The sequence below is a fragment of the Desulfonauticus sp. genome (assembly GCF_055126295.1).
On the sequence record NZ_JBSRHE010000015.1, the window covers coordinates 37070 to 56322 of the forward strand.

The following is a 19253-nucleotide window of genomic DNA, read 5'->3' on the forward strand; positions in this document are numbered from 1 at the left end:
AGAGGGTCAAGAGAGGAGGTTAGCTTTTGGAATTAAAGAAAAAAGGCGTGCTTTTAACCATTGATCTTTCCTTTTATTTGCAAATTAGTGGCTATGACACCTTAGAACCAGGCGAAGTGGGTAAAATTACTACCTATTGGCAAAAGTGGTTTAAGTACTTTAAGGCCTATACCCTGGGAGAGCCCAGAGGTTTTTTAGCTATTTTTTTAGACCAGGAAGTAGAAAGGGAAATAGAAGGTGTGTGGTTAAGTAGTCCCAGTGAAGCCCTGTATCTGGATACTCTGGCCAAGACCATGCTCATGGCAGGCGTAAAAGAGTTTGTGCCTCAGCTGGCCCAGCTGGGTTGCGCTCCTTTTCCCAAGGTAAATAAAGAAATTAGACGCAAAATTGCTTCTACAGGCCTGGAAATAAAGAAAAATGGCACCCTGAGTCATAAATATGCAGTGTTTACCTATTTTCCCTATAAGGGAGGTTGTGAAGTCTGCAGGCTGCAGGAAGATTGTCCCCGTTTAAGCAAAGGCCAGGTTTTCTAAGTGTTTGTCCAGGCCACCCAACCTGGCTGGAGTATAACCCAAAGTCTTTTCCCAGACCAGATTGGATTCCATACAATAGTAAATCTGGCGGTTTAACCCACCTTTTTTCAGGGCTTTAATTAGAAAAGAAAACAGCTTGAGCCTGAGGGGTAAAAAGAGACGCAGCTTACCATCCAGGCCTGGCACATATTCCTCGTAGATGTACTTACTTTGGGGATGGTTTTGGGCGATTTTTTGAAAAAGGTCTGGCATGCCCCGAAAGGAGCCCAGGCTTAAATAGGCAATATCTTTGGCCTGTAAGTAGTCGAAAATCATCTCCACAATGCGTTGATAGCCTTTTTCCCAGCCAGGATAGTAAATAAGGGGGTCAAAGTGCAGGGCTACCTTGGTTCCCCATTGCACACAGGTTTGGGCTGCTTTGAGTCTTTCCTCTAAAGAAGCGCTTAACTTTTCTTCTGTGTCCACTATCTTAGGACTATTTAGAGACCAGGCAGGAAGCACGTGGTCTATTCTTTTTAAATTTTTGGCCCAGCTTAAGTCCACCACTTTGCTTTTTAGCTCAATCTTTATGTTGGGATAGTCCTGCAAAAAGGCAAGGAGCTTATGGGCATAGCCTGTTAGAGGCTCCAAGACCAGGGAGTCGGTAAATTCTCCTGTGCCTGTGCGATAGCGCATCTTAGGGTTGGCTTTTAAGGTCTTGTCCAGTTCTAAAAAAAGGTCTTCAATATTTCCCCAGATTTTGAGGATTTTGTCCTGAAAATAGGCCTGTAAGATGCAGTAAGAGCAATCTAAAGGACAGTTTTCTCCAAAGTGGATTATTTTATAGCCACAACAGTTGTAAAACCTGGTGCCCGGGCAAAAACGCAGGAACTTTCCCTTGAATTTTTTTAAAAGCAGTACTGGTTCAGAGGAAGAAAGGTTTTTGGGGGCCTGGCCCTTTAGCAAGGTGGCTGTGGGTAAGGTTTTTTTTACCCTTTGCACTATGGGGTTATCTGAAGGTAATTCTGGGTCAATAAAAACCTTTTTTATGGCTTGCAAATAGGCAGGAAGAGAAGGGTTAGGCATGTAAAAAGTCCTCCCATTTGCGCCAGGGGTTTTGTTTTTGAATGTCTTTGAGTTCCTGGATGGCCTGGTTTAACTCTTCAGCATTGTTTACCTGGGTTTGCAGGATTAAACCTGGTGTTTCCAGATGGTAGGGATGCTGGATTTTCCAGCCACTTCCCTTACTTATTTCTGTAAGATACCGGGCTAACTTTTCCTGAGCCAGGGTCAGGGTAGGATAGCGTAGCTTTCGCAAGTGCTGAAGCAGGCTGGTTTGTAAGTCTTGAGGAGAAAGTTTTTTTTCTAAAAAAAGGGTTAGTTCTTGTTTAAGCTGGGCTCCCAAGAGTCCCTTGGCCTTTAGTTCCAGACTTAAGGTAAGCAAGGTGCGGAGATTGCTTTTGGTCCATTTTATCCTTTGCCAGAAGGGATAAAAGAATTCCAGCTCTTCTGTACTAAACTGGCTCAACCAGGGCACCTGGCTTATTTCCAGATGTCCCTGCAGAAGCAAATCATCCCAGTATTCAGGAAGGGTAAGCCAGAAGTGGAGATGGTCCCAAAAGGGAGATTTAGGGTTCAAGCCTAAAAGCGCCCATTCTTCTTTAGCCAGAGTAGAGTCAGCAGCAGAAAAAAAGCGCAGAGCCTTTACCAGATGGTACTCACTGCGCTTTTCTGCATTGAGTAAAAAATAGATAAGCCCCAGGGTTTTGGGCGAAGTTTTTTCTATTTCCAGGGCCAGGACCTTTTTCCCTAACTTTTTGAGGGCCAGGACTCGCTTATAGCCATGCACTAAAAAGTAATTTTCTTTTTGCCAGATGACCAGGACAGGTTCTAGCTGCCCCATTTTTTTTAAGTTCTGCAGAAATTTTTTTTCTCCTTGTTCTTTCCAAAAAATCCAAGGATTATCTATAATTATCTCCTCAGGAGAAAGGATTTTTAGGCTTTTGGGCTCCTTCATAACTGCTTCCCTCATATCCCTTTACTTGACATCTTTTCTTTTATCTTCCTATAGACGAAAATCTCTTAAAAGATAATATGTGAAAAAAGTAATTTGTCTGCTTTTAGGAAGAAAGCCTGAACAAGGCAATAAAAAGATTTGCTAAAGGGGGCTAATTGATGCGGGAAAAATTAGAAAAACAACGGACTTATGCTTTGGTAGGCCATGGTGGTTGTGGAAAAACTTCTCTGGCCGAGATGCTTTTGTTTCAAGCAAAGGTGATTTCTCGTTTGGGTAAGATTGAAGAAGATACCACCTGTCTGGATTATGAGCCTGAAGAGATTAAGAGAAGAGGAAGTATTCAGCCTGGTTTTGCCCATTTTTCCTGGCAAAAAAGTGACCATTTTTTGGTAGATATCCCTGGTGATGGCAACTTTAACGGTGATATTCAGTATTTACTCAAAGGCGTGGATGGGGTTGTGTTTGTGCTGGACGCCATTGATGGAGTAAAGCCTTTAACCAAAAAGATGTGGATGGAAGTGGAAAAGGCCCAGTTGCCAGCCCTTATTTTTATTAACAAAATGGATAGAGAGCGGGCCAACTTTGAACAGGCCTTAGAAGGCTTGAGCTCTATTTTGGGGATTAAGGCTGTACCTTTGTTTTTGCCCATAGGTGCTGAAGCAGATTTTAAGGGCGTAGTGGATGTGCTGGAACAAAAGGCCCTGTTTTTTGAAGAAGATGGCAAGGTAAAAAAGGGCGATATTCCTGCTGAGCTTGCTGACCAGGTAGAAGAATTAAGAATGGGATTGATCGAAGATATTGCTGAAAGCGATGAAGCTCTTATGGAAAAGTATCTGGAAGAAGGAGAATTAAGCAAGGAAGAGCTTTTAACTGGTCTGAGAAAAGGTATTTTAAACCGAGAGCTTTTTCCAGTTACTGTGGGAGCTGCCCTGGTGAACAAAGGCGGAAATATTCTCCTGGATACCATAAATTGGCTTTTGCCTTCTCCTTTAGAGCACGCTCCTTTTGAAGGAGAAGATGGTAGTGAGCGCAAGTCTTCAGAAGAAGAGCCCTTAGCTGCCTTTGTTTTTAAAACCATAGTGGACCCTTTTACTGGACAGCTCAGTGTAATGCGCGTGCTCTCTGGTAAACTTAGCTCTGATTTGACTGTGCTCAATGTGAACAAGGATAGTAAAGAAAAGCTGGGCCAACTCTTGACCTTTGAAGGAAAAAAACAGGTACCTGTAAAAGATGAAGTGGGACCAGGAGCTATTGTAGCTGTAGCCAAGTTAAAAGATACTTCCACAGGGGACACCCTTTGTGATGAAAAAAGTCCCTTTAAATTGAAAAAACCAGAAGTTTCTCCCTGTATTATTTCTTATGCCCTGGCTGCAGAAAAACAAGGAGAAGAGGATAAGGTTTTTGCCTCTGTGCAAAAACTTTTGGATGAAGATATTACCCTGGAGCTTACCCGCAATGAAGAAACAGGAGATATGCTCTTAGCTGGTATGGGGCAACTACACATTGAAACCACTGTGGAAAAGGTAAAGAGAAGGTATAAAGTGGGCATTGTGCTCAAAACCCCTAAAATCCCCTATAGAGAGACCATTAAAGGTAAAGCTGAAGTCCAGGGTAAGTACAAAAAACAAACTGGTGGTCGTGGCCAGTATGGTGATTGTTGGATTCGTCTGGAGCCCCTACCCAGGGGTGGCGGCTACGAATTTGTGGACGCCATTGTTGGCGGGGTTATTCCTAAGCAGTACATCCCTGCAGTAGACGCTGGTATTCAAGAGGCAGCTAAAAAGGGTGTGTTGGCTGGTTATCCAGTGGTGGACTTTAAGGTTACCTTATACGATGGCTCCTATCACAGTGTGGACTCTTCTGAAATGGCTTTTAAGATTGCAGGCTCCATGGCCTTTAAAAAGGCAGTGGAAAAGTGTAAACCTGTGTTGTTAGAGCCGATTATGAATGTTACTGTTTACATTCCAGATGAATATATGGGCGATGTAATTGGTGATATTTCCAGCCGTAGAGGAAAGGTGCTGGGCTCTGATTCTCAAAATGGCATCACAGAAGTAAAGGCCCAGGTACCCATGGCTGAAATGCTTACCTATGCCCAGAGCCTAACAGCCATGACCAGTGGCCAGGGAACCTATACAATGGAGTTTGACCATTATGAAGAAGTGCCCAGTCAGATAGCAGAAAAGGTTATTGCGGAGAGCAAAGGCGAAGAAGCTTAAAAACTGGTTTTATCTTTTGTCTGTAGTTAAAAAGGGTCTCTTTACAAAAAAAGAGACCCTTTTTTGTTTATTTAGCTTGTCCTTTGGGGTGTTTTAGGTTATGCTAACTTCACCTTGGTTTAAATTAACACCTTTGATTTTAAGAAGATTTTAGGGCTGAAATGAAAAAAGTAAAACTTATTCCCTTAGGTGGTCTGGGTGAAATAGGGCTTAACTGTTTGGCCCTGGAAACCGATGATTCTCTGGTTTTGATAGATTGTGGCTTGATGTTTCCAGACGATTATCTCTTTGGCATTGATGTGGTTATTCCCTGTCTTAATTATGTGTTGAACAAAAAAGACAAATTACAGGCCATTATCCTTACCCATGGACATGAAGATCACTTGGGAGCACTTCCCTGGCTTTTGCCTTATGTAGATGCTCCTGTTTATGGTTCTGGATTTACTTTAAAAATTCTGGAAAATAAACTTACTGAATTTAACTTGCTAAGCTATGTCCGCCTAAAAGAAGTAAAGCGTTATGATAGACTGAAAATAAAAGACTTTTCTTTTACCTTTATTCCGGTTTGCCATTCTATTATTGAAGGATTTGCTTTGGGTATTGAGACTCCAGTGGGTAAAATTTTTCATACTGGAGATTTTAAAATTGATTTAAATCCTTTAGACAATCAATTTACAGACACCAGGGCCATTCAAGAGTTTGCCCGGGACGGGGTAAAACTCCTGCTTTCTGATTCCACCAATGTGGAACGAGAAGGTCGGGCCTTGACTGAAAAAGAAGTAAAAGCCAGTTTAAGAGAACTGATTGCCTGCTCCAGGGGAAGAGTTTTAATTACTTTGTTTTCGAGCCACATTCAGCGCATCCAGGAAGTTTTTGATTTAGCAGAAGAGTTTGGTCGTAAAGTGGCTGTGAGTGGACGAAGTTTGTTTGTAAACATAGACCTGGCCAGAGAGCAGGGGTTTTTGAATTTTGGCGAAGATACTTATATTCCATTAGAAGAAGCTGTTACCCTTCCTGAAAATAAGGTTTTATTTTTACTTACTGGTTCTCAAGGAGAGCCTTTATCTGCTTTAACTCGCCTGGCTAAAGAAGAGCATAAACAATTAAAGGTTCATCCAGGTGATCTGGTGATTATGTCTTCCCGCTTTATTCCTGGCAATACCAGGGCCATTACGAGAGTGATTAATGACCTTTATCGCCTGGGAGCAGAAGTGGTCTATGAAAAGGTAGGGGCCATTCATGCTTCTGGCCATGCCCATCAAGAAGAGTTGCGGGAGATGATTAGGCTGGTTAAGCCAGAATATTTCATTCCCATTCATGGTGAATATAGACATCTGGTTAAGCATGCGAGATTGGCCAGGGAGGAAGGAGTAGCTGCAGAAAAGGCCATAGTGCTAGAAGACGGGCAGAGTCTCATTTTAGATGAAAAAGGAATTAGTCCAGGGGACAAGCTGGATTTAGAGGCCATTTATGTGGATGGCAAGGGTGTTGGCGATGTGGGGCAAACAGTGCTTAAGGAAAGACAGATTTTAGCCGGGGAAGGTCTGGTGATTTGTCTGCTTATTTTGGAAAAGGCCACAGGAGAGCTTGTTTATGGTCCGGAAGTCATTTCTAAAGGATTTGTCTTTGAGCAACACTTTGCCCATATTTTAGAGGATGCCAAGTGCATTATCCTGGATATTTATGAAAATACCCCCCCGCATGAGCCCAAAAAGATGGAAGAGCGCATTCGCTCTGTTTTGCGCAAGTTTTTTAAAAAGGTGTTGGGCCGAGACCCCATCACCATTCCCATTGTGCTTTCCCTTTAATTAAAAAGGCGTATCATCCAGATTGGCTACTTCTGAAGGAAAAGTGGGGCCAAGATCTTCTTCTTCAGGTAAAACTTCTGCTTTGGGTTGGGAATCAGGTGTGCTTTCTGTTACTCCTTTGGGATCTAAGGCCTGGATACGAGAAGCGATTATTTCTGTAGTATAGCGATTTTGCCCCTGCTGATCCTGCCATTGTCTGGTTTGCAACCGTCCTTCTACCAAGATCAATCTTCCCTTGCTTAGATAATTGGCACAAAACTCGGCCTGTTTGTTGAAAACTACCACTCTGTGCCATTCAGTCTTTTCCACTTTATTGCCGCTTTTATCTGTGTAGCCTTCATCTGTGGCCACAGAGAAGTTAACCACAGGCATGCCTGAAGTGGTGTAGGCAAGTTTGGGGTCCTGTCCCAACCTGCCGATTAAAAACACTTTATTTAGACTTGCAGCCATTTTTAGGTTCCTCCTTGAAAAACAAAGTAATATTTTCTTAGCCAAGAAAATTAAAAAAAGCAAAGGCCAGTTTCTTAAAGAATTTCCTTTAGCTTTTGTTCTATCTGGTCTAACTTTTCTTCTAAAAGGTAAGAAATTTCATTGGCTTTTTGAGGTTCCCAGTTGGCTAGAGCTGTATCTAATTTTTTTTGCCAGGATTCCAGTTCCTTGACTTGAGGCTCTAAAAAGGCTGCTATTCGGGGATCCAAATCTTCAAAAAGCACTTTTTCTTTTAAACGCTTAAGAAGTTCTCTTACTCCAGGATTACTTACTTTTTGATCTTGAGCAAAAACTACTTCAAAGAGATGTGGCCAATTTTTTTCCACCTCTGAAGGGTCAAAGGTATAAGCGCTGACTCTTATTTGTAGTACTCTTCCCAAGCTATTTTTCCTCCCACTCGCTTTTTACCTTGAGCACCACTTCTTTAATACTTTCCAGGTCTTCTGGCGGACAGACACCAAAGAGAATGTCTTCAGCATTAAGACTCTGGCCTGGCTTAAAATAGAGGTGATAAATAATCCCTTCTGGTCCTTCATAGGGTAAAAAGGTTTCTCTTTTCATTCTGCTCAAGATGAGTACTTCCTCTCCAGGGTGTAGTTTTACCTTTTGACAACCCTTGGCTTTGATGCGTTTATCTATTTCCGGGACAAAATAATACTTTCCCTTTTCTGGGGCCCGGAAAAGATAAAGGGTCTCCTTCAGAATGAGTTCCAGGACCTCTTCTTTGGTTAAATAGTGTTTAATCTCCAGGATAGGAGTATTGGCTTCTACAAAATCTCCCTTTTGAAAGGGGTATATTTTGGAGATAATGCCCCTTTCCTGGGCATAGAGGGGTTTTTGGTTGTTTTCTCTGGTAAGGTAGGCCAGAAGGGTACCAGGTTGCTCCTTGTACTTGCCCCTGGGTCCCTTTACTTCTTCTCCTTCTCCCACGACAAACTCAATGGTGCCACAATGAGGGGTTTTTACCACAATGGTCTTGTAAGGATTTTCCTTTATTTTATCTAGCAACTCTTTAATATTGCTTGTCTTCATATTTGCTCCTTCAGGTTAACGATAATAGAGATATCTTCCTCCCATGGTAAGTAAGGCCTGGTAGAGATTGGCCCGCATCTGTCTTCTGTCCCAGATACCTTGAATATGGCCCCTGCTCAGGGCGTGATAAGCTTTGTGATAGTCTGGAGGAATTTCCAGGCCTGTGGTTTCTTTGATTACTCCAGGACCTGCAAAGCCAATATTAGAAGAGCGAATGGCAAACTGATAGGGCGAACAGCCCAAAAAGCTGGCCACAGGACCAGCATAGGAATTGGTGTCATAAACCACAATATAAAGGCCGCCTGCTTCTAAGTAATTGCGTATGGCCAGGGTGCAACGGGGCATCTGGATAACTCCATTGGTGCCTTCTTGGATTCTAATACCTGCGGTGCCGTGAACATAAGCGATAAAGGGGCGATGTTTGAGCCTGGCCTTTTCCACGGCACGGATAAACTTTTCGCCTTCTGCTGCACCCACGGTGCCTCCTCTAAACTTGGCCGTAAGCACAGCCACCACCACTTCTATGCCCTTAATTTTGCCTTCAAAGGTCAAGCAGGCGCTTTTTTGGCCAGTTTTCTTTTTAGCAGTTTCCAGTTTATGAGAAAAGTTGGCAAAATCCAGGGGATTGGTAGCTTCTATATCCTGGTTAAATTCTCGCAAGGAGTGAGCATCAAAGACATTGTAAAGATACCATTCGTGCTCCATGGGGAAGTGGTGGCCGCAATAACTACACACTCCAGCCATTTCGCCAAAGAGGTCTGGGGCCCAGAGGTCCAGGCAACCTTCTTTAGAAGCATTGGGACAGGTAATGGTTTTATCCACCTTGGCCTGGGGGCTTAGGTAGGGAGTGGTTTCTTGTTTGTGGCCATCCCAGTCAGAAAGAGACAGTAATTGGCAGACATTGGCCTTGCGTTTATGAAACCAGGAAAATCTGCACATAAACTTGTGATAGGAAGTTTTAGCTCTATTTAAAAGAACATGGATTTCTCCTTTGATATCTTCTGTTAGTTGCGAAACCACCTGTTTATGCCTGCGTAAAATATCGTAGTGGAGTAAACTATAGCCTGCCCAGAAAAGTTCTTCACTTTTGTCTTTGATTTTGGTCAGGTTGTTGCGACCATCAATATAGGCGTGTTGGCTCATTTTTCGGAATTTACGATAACGATTTTCCAGCAGCCTTTCCTTGGCCTTGGCTCCCAGGGCCCAGCGCACATAAATCTCTGGATTTTTTAGCTTTCTTAAGACCAGGTAACGAAAAAGGCTAATACCTCTGACCCGTAAGACCACTTCATCTGTGGCTTTAATGACTTCATTTCTAAGTTGTTTAAAGAAATCAAAGTGTTCTGGCCTTGCTCCCAAGGGTGGCTCTTTGATGATTCTGTCTATATAACCCATGACCAGGTTATCATCAGCAGTCATTTTGAGTTGGGAAGCACACTGTTCAATGAGTTCTGGACTGGCTTTTTCTTTACCCCTGATCCTACCTTCAATAGCTGCGGCCCCTTCCGGGGAAATGACTGAATAATAGCCATGGGAAAGCATAAGGCGCATATCTGCCAGGGCAATGGCTTCTGCCCCTCCAGAACCGCCTTCAGAAAAGACAGCAATGATAGGCACCTTTAGCCCGGCCATTTCATAGAGGTTGCGGGCAATTTGCTGGGCTGCCCCAGGATAGTCTTCAATGGGATAAGCTCCGGGAGTAAAGACATAGGTATGAATGGGGATGTTTTCCCTTTCTGCTACTTTCATGTATTGTAAGGCCTTGGCATTACCCCAGGGCTTTACTGAGCCACCGTTTCTAAATTCTTCTCCATGCCCTTTTTCCTGGCCTATAACCATAACTGGCTGGTTGTAGATTTTTTTCCCTACCTTACGGGTAATATAGGCTCTGGCAATGAGCATGGAAGGGTCTATGCTATACTCGTCTTGACCACCGATTTCTGTGTAATTGTCATACACATTTTCCAGGATGTCTTTAAGGCAAATGCGTTGGGGGTGGCGCACAATGCGTACTTTGTCCATGGGGGTTAGTTGGCGATCCAGCTTGTTTTCCAGAAAAGTAAAGAGGTCTTTTAAAGAGTTTAGTTTGCGTTTGGCTTCTTCCAGGTTGATGTTTTTATAAGAATTTTTAAAATCTTTTAACTTGCTTTCCAGCAGAAGAATATTTTCATTTTGTTTATGGGCAAAAATGTCTTTAATGTAAGTAAGCTTTTCTTCTAAAAACTGTAGTTCTTTTTCTATATCTAATAACAACATATGCCTCTCTCTTTTTTATTTTTTTAGGAGTTTTTTAGAAGACTAAAATTTCGGAAGTTTTGGCTTTGAGGAAGTTTAAATTGGATTTTAACTTTTCTCCCTTTTTGTTTTCGCCTTCCAAAACCACCTCTTCTAAAAACTTTAAGCCATGCCTTTTGGCTTCTTCCAGGTCTTTGCCCCAGACAATGGCCAGGGCCAGGTTGGGGTCAAAGTCAGTGGGGATTTCATAGGGTTTATCCTGAGGCACATGGCTAAAGACCTGGAGCCAGGGATAATTGGGATAGCTAAAGCGAGTAATAGTGCCTACCCAGGGAGTAAAGTTCTCCTCTGGAGATTCGGCAATAATTCTATACTCAATGCCTACTCCCTGAAAAGAAATGTCTTTCTGGGAATAGTTTAGCTTTTCTCCCAGACCTAAACGGATTTGTTCTTCTATGAGGTTTACTTCCTGGCCTTTAACCCTGGAAATAATAGCTGAGACTCCATTTTCCACCTGAATTCTGGTATTTACTTCCATTAAAAAGGGTTGACCAGTGGGGCTGACAATCCATTCCCAGGTGCCCACGTTGTCGTATTTTACTTCTCTGGCAATGCGCAAAGAGTATTTTACGATATCCTGGAGTACCTTCTGGGCGTCAAAGGCATAATTGATGGTTTTGGGGTAAAAACCAGGGGCAACTTCTATGCGTTTTTGTCTGCCTGTACTTTGAATGGTGCAGTTTCTGGTGCCAAAATGGACCACCTGGCCGTGGCGGTCAGCTACAATCTGCACTTCCAGATGGTTAAAGTCAAACACTCTTTGTTCAATCAAAACCCCATCATTGCCAAACTGGCGTTGGGCATAGTTTCTAAGCCGCCTTAAGACGCTGCGGAAGCGGTCCATATCTCCCACTTCCTCAATGCCCATGCCTCCACCGCCTGCAGAGGCTTTAATCAGGATGACTGGATGCTCTATTCCCTGCTCTTTTTGGAAAATAAAGAGGTCTCGTGCCAGTTCTTCTGCTTCCAGTTCATCGTAAATGGGACGGTCTGAACCTGGCACAGTGGGGACATCCAGTTTTCTGGCCAGCCTTTTGGTCTGAATTTTGTCTCCCAGTTCTTTGATGATTTTCCAGTTGGGCCCAATAAAAATAAGTGGCTTGGACCTGGTAACCACCCTGCGAGCAAAACGATAGTCTTCAGCAAAAAAACCATAGCCAGGATGGATAGCTGTGGCCTGGCTATAATCAGCTACAGCCAAGATCTCATTGGCGTCCTGATAGGAACTAATTTTAAACAGGCTTTTTTCTCCTCCCTTTTCCTGGGCAAATCTACAGTGCAAGGACTCTTTGTCTTCTTCTGTGTACACAGCTACAAAATCATGTCCCAGGTTAAGACAGGCCTGCATGATTCTGAGGGCAATTTCTCCTCTATTGGCTACAAGAATTTTATGCTTTTTCATGGTCTTCTGAGGACTCCTTTTCAGCAAGTTTTTTTAATTCTATTTCTTCCTTTTGAGCTTCCAGGATGAGCTTATCCAATAAGCGCTCTTCTCTTAAAGAGATATCTTCAAAAGCGCAAGCAATGTATTCATCCCGTATGCGCACTACAGTAGCATTGAGTTTTAAGAGTTTTTTTTCATTATAAATTATTTCTATCTCCAGGATATCTCCCTTTTGAAAACTCTCTTCAGCCGGAGAATAATAAAAGGATATTCCTGCTGCACTAATATCTCTAGCCTTAAAAAGCTTTGTCCCCAACTGGACCTGCAGATTGTCTAAGGCCACTCTATAAGCTTTTCTGGGAGTTTTACTTTCATATTTGATTTCAAAATCATCTAAAAATTCATCCATAATTTACACTCTTTTAGGGGGTTATAATTTTTTCTAAAACAAACTCCACCCTTCTATTTCTGGCCCGATTATCCGGGCTATTGTTGGGATATAAGGGGTTTAAATCCGCAAAACCAGTAGCAGTAAGGCGTTCTGGCTCTATGCCCAAGCTTAGAAGATAACGCAAGACATTGATGGCCCTCAGGGCAGAAATTTCCCAGTTGTCTTTAAACCTTCCTCCAGGCCTGGGGGGAGTATCATCAGTATAGCCAATGATATTTATCTTTTGATCCGGGTGCATAATAAAAAAATCCTTTAACTCCTGCAGGGCCTTTTTCCCTGCAGGAGTTAATTCCACCTGGCCAGATTCAAAAAGTACTTCTGCAGGCAGGCGCAGGATAATTTTACCTGATTCTAGGTAAGCTCCTACCAATCCTTCTAGGCCTTTTTCTGTGTAAAAGTACTGCAGGTCTGAAAAGACCTTTTTTTGGCCTTCAATCATTTCCCGATAGCGCTTGATTTCAGTTACAGACACTCCAGGGCCTTCCTGCCCCAGAGTGACACTCAAAATGCCCTTTTTAGCCTGCCCCAGGGCTTGCTTTACAGAAAATAAGGTCTCCTTAAAGGTCTCCTGGTTTAAGTTGGACATGGAGAAAAGGAGAATAAAAAACACCAGGAGCAGCATGGTCAGGTCAGCAAAAGTGACCAGCCAGGTTGCCTCTTCTTCTTTTTCTTCTTCTATTTGTAAAAAATCATCTTCGAGCATCTTTTCTTTCTCCTGGGGCTACAAAGGAGGAAAGCTTTTCATAAACAAAAGTGGGGTTGTTGTTTTCCAAAATACTTTTGGCTCCCTGGAAAATGATTTCCAGATGCAAAATTTCTTCTAAACTTCTGCTTTTGAGTTTGCCTGCAATGGGCAAAAAGAGTAAATTGGAAAGCAAAGCTCCATAAAAGGTGGTTAAAATAGCTACAGCCATGGCTGGCCCAATGCTGGCAGGGTCTTCCAGCTTGGTTAGCATCTGGACCAGACCAATTAAGGTCCCAATCATCCCAAAGGCAGGGGCATAAGCGCCCATTTTCTTAAATACATCTTGAATAATAGCGTGCCTGCTTTTTAAAGAGGAGATTTCAATGCGAAGGGTTTCTGTGATTAAAAAGGGGTCTGCATTGTCTGCTATAAGCTGACAGGCTTTTTTGAGCACCTTGTTTTCTGTTTCCACGTGTTCTAGGGCAAGCAGTCCTTCTTTTCTGCTTATCTCAGCTATGCGTACCATGGTGTTTACCACCTGGTTGGAAGTGATTTTGCGTCGGGTAAAGATGTAAAAGGCTGCTTTAATGGCTTTGAACACGTCAGAAAGGGGAAAGTTGACGCAAGTAGAAGCAAAGGTACCGCCCAGGACAATCATCAGTCCTGGAATGTTGATAAAGATATCAACTGCTCCCCCTAAAAAAATAGCTCCAATGACCAGGGAAAAACCTACGATAATGCCAAAAAAAGTTGCAATGTCCATAACTTCCCTTTAAAATCAAAAATTAAGGTTTACCTAGAGCCAAACAATAAAAAAATCTTTTAACATTTTAGGAAGTATTATGCAAAAAGAAAAAATATTCAAGTCTTATAAGTGGCTACTAAAAAATATTTCTTATCAGCCAGAAGTAGCTGTAGTCTTGGGAAGTGGCTTGGGGGATTTTCTGGATGGTCTTAAGGTGGATAGGAGCTTTGCCTATGCAGAAATAGAAGGCTTTCCTGTGTCCACAGCTCCTGGGCATGCAGGAAAATTGGTTCTGGCTAAAATGGGAGAAAAAAGGGTTTTGGTGTTAGCTGGCCGTTTTCATCTTTATGAAGGCTATTCTGCGCAAGAAGTGGTTTTTGGAGTAAGGGTGGCCAGTCTTTTGGGTTGTAAAACTTTTATTTTGACCAATGCTGCTGGAGCCTTAAATCCTCAATTTGAGGCTGGAGAGCTCATGCTTATTACGGATCATATCAATTTTACAGGCGAAAGTCCTCTGGTGGGAGAAAATATAAGTGAATGGGGACCAAGGTTTCCAGATATGAGTGCTGTTTATGCCAAAGAATTACAGCAACTGGCTTTAAAGGTTGCCCTGGAAGAAAAGATTACCCTGCATAAAGGGGTTTATATTCAGGTGAAAGGACCCAGCCTGGAAACACCTGCAGAAACCAGGGCCTTTCGTTTTCTGGGAGCTGATGCCATAGGTATGTCCACTTCTCTGGAAGCCATTGCGCTTAAACATATGGGAAGAAAAATTTTGGGTATTTCTTGCCTAACCAATAAAAATTTGCCAGATTGTATGCAGGAAACCAGTGAGGAAGAGATTTTGGCTCAGGCTAAAAAGAGTAATGTTCAATTGTCTAGGTTGTTGGTATCTTTTATTAAAGCCTTACCTTAAAAGAGGAGGAAAAATGCTGGATTTTGATCCTCAGGACCTGATTAAGGAAATAGCCTATAATGTAGAAAGAAAGGACAAGATTAAGGCAGGATTGGTTTTAAATTATTTTTTTGACTTGGAGCCTGAGCACAGGGCACAGGTGTTAAGGATTCTGGCCACAGGAGAGCCAGATTTTAGTTTACCCTATTTTTTGGATTTTTTGCAAAAGGATAAAAAATTAATTGAAGATACAGAATTTAAGACAGCTCTTTTAGAAGTGGTCTTTGCAGACCCTCATCTTCTGGGCGATTATTTGAAAAATGGGGTGGAGCCCAGAGAAATTTTACTTCAAGTAGCAGGAGAGACCAAACTTCCAGAGCTGGTTCCCTATCTAACAGAAATACTTACCAGCACAGAAGAGGAAAATATCTTAAAATGCACCATTGAAGCCCTGGGCAATATTGGTGATCCTCAAGCCACTACTCCGGTTAGTGAGTTTTTATACTCCAATAACAGGACCCTTATCCTGGCAGCCATTAATGCCCTGGGCAAGATAGGTTCGCCCACAGCCATTAAGCGTCTGGCGGAAAAGATGGGGCACGATACTCATCTGGATTTACTTATTCTGGATATTTTTAGTCAGATTCAAGATACCTTGAGTTTACAAAAGTTAAATGAAACCTTGAGTTCTCATTATGCCCACTTGCGTAACTATGCCAAGAATAAGCTGGTACGTATTGGCAGCAAGGCGGTTCCTTTTTTGGTGGAAAATTTAAATTTTGACGATCCAGACCTGGTGATTCATACCCTAAATGTGTTGGGTGAAATAGGTGATGAGGCTGCAGTTTTACCCATTAGAAAGCTCTTAAGTAATCAGCCCAAAGACTCCAATGTGCGTTTTGCTGCTTATGAGGCTTTGGGCTTTTTACCTGTAGATAAGGGAGCTTACACTTTAGCTGCTGGTTTAACAGATAAAGACGAACAGGTAAGAGTTGCTGCTGCTTCTGCTATTGAGCGCAATTTAAGTCCTGTTTTGATTGCAGGCATTAGGAATATGGTCAAAGGTGAGGATGAAGAGGTTAAAAATGTAGTCAAGGCCATTATAACTGCCCAAACTAAAGAATTGTTTTTAAACCTATTGCCTGAAGATAATTTTAAAAAACTGGCTTTAGACTTCTTACAAAAGAAGTGTCCACCAGATTTACGTAACTACTATTTTGAATTGCTTGAGAAGTATGGTTACAAGGATTTAGTACCCAGGGCAGAGGAAGAAAAAGAAGAAAAACCTGTGGCCCTGGCTGTGGACGATTCTAAGATGATTCTCTCCATTTACAAAGCCAGTCTTTTTGAATTGGGCTTTGAACCCAGGCTTTTTGCCAAGCCAGAAGAGGCGCTGGAGTGGTTAAAGGAAAATAAGCCCAATATAATGTTTACAGATTTAAATATGCCAGGGCTTACCGGCATAGAACTTACAGCCAAGACCAGGCAGATTTATAAGCCAGAAGAGTTAACCATTATCATGGTGACCACTCAAAACGAAGCTACAGACAATGAAGCTGCTAAAGAAGCAGGGGTGACAGATATTTTGTACAAGCCCTTTACCAAGGATATTCTGGAGGCCAAAATAAAGGAGTATCTGAAGTGAGACTTGGGATTATCCAGTTAAATCCTTGGATAAATGACCTCAAGGGAAATGCTAGCAAAATAGAAGCAGGAGTTAAGGAACTCAGCCAGAAAGGGGCAGACTTAGTAGTCAGCAGTGAACTAGCCCTTATAGGCTATCCTCCCAGGGATTTGCTCCTGAGACCAGGTATTATAGCTCGTTGTAAACAGGTGGCTCTAAAGCTGGCCCAGAGCCTAAGGGGTTACGCTCCTTTACTTTTGGGAACGCCCTGGAGTGAAGGCAATAAGCTTTTTAATGCAGCTCTTTTTTTGGAAAAGGGGCAAATTGTTTCCTGGGTAGGCAAAACCTTGCTTCCCAATTATGATGTTTTTGACGAACAGCGTTATTTTTGCCCTTTTACTGGCAGTAAAAAAATTAACTTTCAGGGCAAAAATATGGGGATTACTATTTGCGAAGACATCTGGAATGACAAGGAATTCTGGAAAAAAGAACTCTATCCTACCAACCCTGTAGAGCAGTTGGCCCGGGAAAACCTGGATATCTTAATTAACCTTTCTGCTTCTCCCTATACCCTGGGCAAGCAAAAACTTCGGGAAAAGATGTTGGCTCACCTCAGCCAGAAGTATAAATTTGCTTTGGTTTACGTAAATCAGGTGGGAGCTAATGATGATTTGATTTTTGCTGGTAGGAGTATGGTTTGGAATGGGCAAGGAGAGATGATTTTTCGGGCCAAAAGCTTTGCTGAGCACAGAGTGGTGGTGGATTTACAGGAAAGGCAAAAGGTATATGCTGACAATTTAGGCTCAGAAGAGGAGATTTTTCAGGCCCTGGTTTTAGGGGTAAGGGACTATGTGCATAAGTGTGGCTTTGACAAAGTGGTGCTGGGCCTTTCTGGAGGCATAGATTCTTCTTTGACTGCAGTGATTGCCACCAGGGCCCTGGGCAGGGAAAAGGTCCTGGGAGTGCTTATGCCCTCTCCTTTTACCAGTAAGGAAAGCATAGAAGATGCTTTGGAGTTAGCTAAAAATTTAGGGATAAAAACCTATACCTTACCTATAGATTCTTTAATGCAGGCCTTTGATAAGGTTTTGGCAGAGGTGTTTTCTGGCCTTCCCAGGGATGTTACTGAGGAAAATATTCAGTCCAGAATCAGGGGCAACTTGTTGATGGCCATTAGCAACAAGCTAAGGGCACTTCTACTTACCACTGGAAATAAGTCAGAATTGGCTGTAGGTTATTGCACCATTTATGGAGATATGTCTGGAGGGCTGGCCGTGATTTCTGATTTGCCCAAGACCATGGTCTATAAAGTATCTCACTGGGTTAATAGGGAAAAAGAGATAATCCCTTCCAGAGTACTGAGCAAGCCACCTACAGCTGAGCTTGCTCCCAATCAAAGGGATGAAGATTCTTTGCCCCCGTATGAACTTTTGGATGAGATTTTAAAATTAATTATTGAAGAAAATAGAGAAGTAGAAGAGATTGTGAGTCTGGGCTATGCAGAAGAGGTGGTAAAAAAGGTTTATCGCATGGTTCGGCTGGCTGAGTTTAAACGCAAGCAAGCGCCTCCAGGCCTAAAAATAACCGATAGAGCCTTTGGTACGGGCTGGAGAATGCCCATTGCTGCAAAATTGTGAAAAAAAACTTGACGAACAGTTGAGTTTTCCTTAAAAGGACTCCTCATCACATTGCTCCCCGGTAGCTCAATCGGCAGAGCGGGTGGCTGTTAACCACTAGGTTGGCGGTTCGAGTCCGTCCCGGGGAGCCAGAACAAGTCACTAGACCCCGCTGGAAACAGCGGGGTTTTTTGCTTTTTTCAGTCAAATATTTCTTCTTAGTGTCTAGTCTTAAGACTAAAATTTTTAATTTTGTCTGTAAACTCAATACCCCAAAATAAGTTAACCTGAATAAAAAAAGTACTTATAGTTATTGTAAGTATTTTTAGGTCTATTTTTAAGCCCTCTTATTATTGTCAAAAGCAGAAAAATAAAATATGGCTTGTAATTGGAGATAGTTAATTAAAAGTTGGTATAATATGTTAGGTATAATCTTGGCTATCCAAGATATCTGAATTCTATCAAGGTTTGGATTGTTTGTTTTTGGAAGGTTTTTAATTGAGTATAATTGATACTTTAAAATAGAAAAAATGTCTCAGGTTAAGAGTGAAATTCTGGCTCAACAGGTTTTGTTCAAGTTCGAGGAAGTATATTCCCTTTATTATCGCTTGATTTTGCTGGTAGGTTTGAGAAGAAGTGGGAAAACATCTGTATTAAATGAGGTCTCAGAAAAACTCTCTGCACCGTTGATTAATGTAAATCTAGAGTTATCTCGTGTAATGCTGGATTTGACCGAGCGCCAACGAGTGTTACAGGTTTCAAAGCTACTTAGTGAAATTGTGAATAAAGTAGCAGGTGAAGTAGTTTTACTGGACAACATTGAGATGCTTTTTCATGTTCAATTAAAGCAAAATCCCTTATACCTTTTGCAGAAACTATCTCGGAATAAGACCATTGTGGCTGCATGGAACGGATATGTGATGAAGAATTGTTTGATTTACGCAACTCCAGAACACTCCGAGTACCGTAGTTACTCGGTTGAAAATTTTTTAGTAGTCAATGCAAATGTGAAATAAATAGAACAACAAGGAAGCTACAAGGGAGTATGTGTGATGAAATATCAAAATTTGATTCAATTTAACCCCATTGAAACTATTGTTCAGTTAAGGGATGCCGATAAGGCCTCTGCTGCCCGTCAGCTGGTAAGCAGTTATGTCATTTCCCATGAGATGGCTGAGAAGCTCATTGGCATGGTGATTCCTCAAATGCAGTTTGAGCAACCTGCTGATAATAAGGGATTGCTTGTGGTGGGCAACTACGGCACCGGTAAGTCACACCTGATGTCGGTGATCTCCGCTATCTGCGAGCACGCGGATCTGCTTTCCGCCCTGGGCAACGCACAGGTGGCACAAGCAGCAAGAGCGATCGCCGGCAAGTTCAAAGTGGTCCGCACCGAGATCGGGGCCACCACCATGTCGCTGCGGGACATCCTCGTCGGCGAGCTGGAGGAGCACCTGGCCGCCATGGGCGTGACCTACACC

The 19253-nt window shown here is 42.5% G+C and carries 18 protein-coding genes and 1 tRNA gene; 9 read left to right on the top strand and 10 right to left on the bottom strand.

What is annotated here, in order from left to right; translation table 11 throughout:
• Nucleotides 1–26: 26 nt before the first annotated feature.
• Complete coding sequence (locus ACTCIM_RS09135; RefSeq protein WP_472315136.1) at nt 27–533, top strand: hypothetical protein; 507 nt, start codon at nt 27–29, stop codon at nt 531–533.
• On the opposite strand, the gene ACTCIM_RS09140 is transcribed toward ACTCIM_RS09135, so the two are convergent.
• Both ACTCIM_RS09140 and ACTCIM_RS09145 read right to left on the bottom strand, forming a co-directional pair.
• Nucleotides 510–1598: a spore photoproduct lyase family protein gene (locus ACTCIM_RS09140; protein WP_472315139.1), complete on the bottom strand. Its 1089-nt coding sequence runs from the start codon at nt 1596–1598 to the stop codon at nt 510–512. The two genes, ACTCIM_RS09135 and ACTCIM_RS09140, sit on opposite strands and share 24 nt — an antisense overlap.
• Complete coding sequence (locus ACTCIM_RS09145) at nt 1591–2529, bottom strand: hypothetical protein (protein ID WP_472315141.1); 939 nt, start codon at nt 2527–2529, stop codon at nt 1591–1593. The genes ACTCIM_RS09140 and ACTCIM_RS09145 overlap by 8 nt, the downstream gene beginning before the upstream one ends.
• Before the next feature lie 158 nt (nt 2530–2687).
• On the opposite strand from ACTCIM_RS09145, the gene fusA reads away from it, so the two are divergent.
• Nucleotides 2688–4748, top strand: coding sequence for an elongation factor G (gene fusA / locus ACTCIM_RS09150; RefSeq protein WP_472315143.1), 2061 nt, complete (start codon nt 2688–2690; stop codon nt 4746–4748).
• A gap of 161 nt (nt 4749–4909) precedes the next feature.
• Complete coding sequence (locus ACTCIM_RS09155; protein WP_472315145.1) at nt 4910–6556, top strand: ribonuclease J; 1647 nt, start codon at nt 4910–4912, stop codon at nt 6554–6556.
• Here ACTCIM_RS09155 and ACTCIM_RS09160 read toward each other — a convergent pair whose 3' ends face one another.
• The 8 genes from ACTCIM_RS09160 to ACTCIM_RS09195 all read right to left on the bottom strand — a co-directional run bounded on the left by ACTCIM_RS09160 (nt 6557) and on the right by ACTCIM_RS09195 (nt 13655).
• On the bottom strand, nt 6557–7006 hold the full coding sequence (locus ACTCIM_RS09160) for a single-stranded DNA-binding protein (RefSeq protein WP_464278665.1): 450 nt from the start codon (nt 7004–7006) through the stop codon (nt 6557–6559). It abuts the gene before it with no gap.
• A gap of 74 nt (nt 7007–7080) precedes the next feature.
• Nucleotides 7081–7425, bottom strand: coding sequence for a hypothetical protein (locus ACTCIM_RS09165; protein WP_029966783.1), 345 nt, complete (start codon nt 7423–7425; stop codon nt 7081–7083).
• 1 nt (nt 7426) lies between these two features.
• Nucleotides 7427–8077 carry a biotin attachment protein gene (locus tag ACTCIM_RS09170; protein WP_472315148.1) on the bottom strand — a complete coding sequence of 217 codons (651 nt, stop codon included), beginning with the start codon at nt 8075–8077 and terminating at the stop codon, nt 7427–7429.
• Between the two features lie 15 nt (nt 8078–8092).
• Nucleotides 8093–10333: a carboxyl transferase domain-containing protein gene (locus ACTCIM_RS09175; RefSeq protein WP_472315152.1), complete on the bottom strand. Its 2241-nt coding sequence runs from the start codon at nt 10331–10333 to the stop codon at nt 8093–8095.
• Nucleotides 10334–10367: 34 nt separating this feature from the next.
• Nucleotides 10368–11774 (bottom strand): ATP-binding protein, encoded by a 1407-nt coding sequence (locus ACTCIM_RS09180; RefSeq protein WP_464278663.1) that lies wholly within the window; start codon nt 11772–11774, stop codon nt 10368–10370.
• Nucleotides 11761–12165 (bottom strand): PilZ domain-containing protein, encoded by a 405-nt coding sequence (locus tag ACTCIM_RS09185; RefSeq protein WP_029966793.1) that lies wholly within the window; start codon nt 12163–12165, stop codon nt 11761–11763. Before ACTCIM_RS09185 ends, ACTCIM_RS09180 begins: the two co-directional genes overlap by 14 nt.
• Nucleotides 12166–12178: 13 nt before the next feature.
• Complete coding sequence (locus ACTCIM_RS09190) at nt 12179–12910, bottom strand: OmpA/MotB family protein (protein ID WP_029966796.1); 732 nt, start codon at nt 12908–12910, stop codon at nt 12179–12181.
• The gene (locus ACTCIM_RS09195) at nt 12897–13655 is read right to left on the bottom strand and encodes a motility protein A (RefSeq protein WP_029966800.1); all 759 of its coding nucleotides are present in this window, start codon (nt 13653–13655) and stop codon (nt 12897–12899) included. The genes ACTCIM_RS09190 and ACTCIM_RS09195 overlap by 14 nt, the downstream gene beginning before the upstream one ends.
• Nucleotides 13656–13734: 79 nt before the next feature.
• Here ACTCIM_RS09195 and ACTCIM_RS09200 point away from each other — a divergent pair, with 79 nt between their 5' ends.
• The 6 genes from ACTCIM_RS09200 to ACTCIM_RS09225 all read left to right on the top strand — a co-directional run.
• Entirely contained in the window at nt 13735–14553 is an 819-nt protein-coding gene (locus ACTCIM_RS09200; RefSeq protein WP_464278660.1) for a purine-nucleoside phosphorylase, read from the top strand.
• Between the two features lie 13 nt (nt 14554–14566).
• Nucleotides 14567–16177 (top strand): response regulator, encoded by a 1611-nt coding sequence (locus tag ACTCIM_RS09205; protein ID WP_029966809.1) that lies wholly within the window; start codon nt 14567–14569, stop codon nt 16175–16177.
• On the top strand, nt 16174–17793 hold the full coding sequence (locus tag ACTCIM_RS09210) for an NAD+ synthase (protein ID WP_472315155.1): 1620 nt from the start codon (nt 16174–16176) through the stop codon (nt 17791–17793). Before ACTCIM_RS09205 ends, ACTCIM_RS09210 begins: the two co-directional genes overlap by 4 nt.
• Nucleotides 17794–17848: 55 nt before the next feature.
• Nucleotides 17849–17924: transfer RNA gene (locus ACTCIM_RS09215), tRNA-Asn, on the top strand.
• Nucleotides 17925–18302: 378 nt separating this feature from the next.
• Complete coding sequence (gene brxF / locus ACTCIM_RS09220) at nt 18303–18788, top strand: BREX-3 system P-loop-containing protein BrxF (RefSeq protein WP_464278657.1); 486 nt, start codon at nt 18303–18305, stop codon at nt 18786–18788.
• 36 nt (nt 18789–18824) lie between these two features.
• Nucleotides 18825–19253 (top strand): DUF6079 family protein (locus ACTCIM_RS09225; RefSeq protein ID WP_472315158.1); only part of this gene is annotated, 429 nt, incomplete at its 3' end.

Excerpts from the sequence above, each read along its gene's own strand:
- fusA (WP_472315143.1), top strand. The coding sequence starts at position 2,688 with ATGCGGGAAAAATTAGAAAAACAACGGACTTATGCTTTGGTAGGCCAT.
- ACTCIM_RS09190 (WP_029966796.1), bottom strand. The coding sequence starts at position 12,910 with ATGCTCGAAGATGATTTTTTACAAATAGAAGAAGAAAAAGAAGAAGAG.
- ACTCIM_RS09180 (WP_464278663.1), bottom strand. The coding sequence starts at position 11,774 with ATGAAAAAGCATAAAATTCTTGTAGCCAATAGAGGAGAAATTGCCCTC.
- ACTCIM_RS09145 (WP_472315141.1), bottom strand. The coding sequence starts at position 2,529 with ATGAAGGAGCCCAAAAGCCTAAAAATCCTTTCTCCTGAGGAGATAATT.
- ACTCIM_RS09170 (WP_472315148.1), bottom strand. The coding sequence starts at position 8,077 with ATGAAGACAAGCAATATTAAAGAGTTGCTAGATAAAATAAAGGAAAAT.
- brxF (WP_464278657.1), top strand. The coding sequence starts at position 18,303 with ATGTCTCAGGTTAAGAGTGAAATTCTGGCTCAACAGGTTTTGTTCAAG.
- ACTCIM_RS09175 (WP_472315152.1), bottom strand. The coding sequence starts at position 10,333 with ATGTTGTTATTAGATATAGAAAAAGAACTACAGTTTTTAGAAGAAAAG.
- ACTCIM_RS09195 (WP_029966800.1), bottom strand. The coding sequence starts at position 13,655 with ATGGACATTGCAACTTTTTTTGGCATTATCGTAGGTTTTTCCCTGGTC.
- ACTCIM_RS09155 (WP_472315145.1), top strand. The coding sequence starts at position 4,910 with ATGAAAAAAGTAAAACTTATTCCCTTAGGTGGTCTGGGTGAAATAGGG.
- ACTCIM_RS09205 (WP_029966809.1), top strand. The coding sequence starts at position 14,567 with ATGCTGGATTTTGATCCTCAGGACCTGATTAAGGAAATAGCCTATAAT.
- ACTCIM_RS09185 (WP_029966793.1), bottom strand. The coding sequence starts at position 12,165 with ATGGATGAATTTTTAGATGATTTTGAAATCAAATATGAAAGTAAAACT.
- ACTCIM_RS09140 (WP_472315139.1), bottom strand. The coding sequence starts at position 1,598 with ATGCCTAACCCTTCTCTTCCTGCCTATTTGCAAGCCATAAAAAAGGTT.
- ACTCIM_RS09200 (WP_464278660.1), top strand. The coding sequence starts at position 13,735 with ATGCAAAAAGAAAAAATATTCAAGTCTTATAAGTGGCTACTAAAAAAT.
- ACTCIM_RS09160 (WP_464278665.1), bottom strand. The coding sequence starts at position 7,006 with ATGGCTGCAAGTCTAAATAAAGTGTTTTTAATCGGCAGGTTGGGACAG.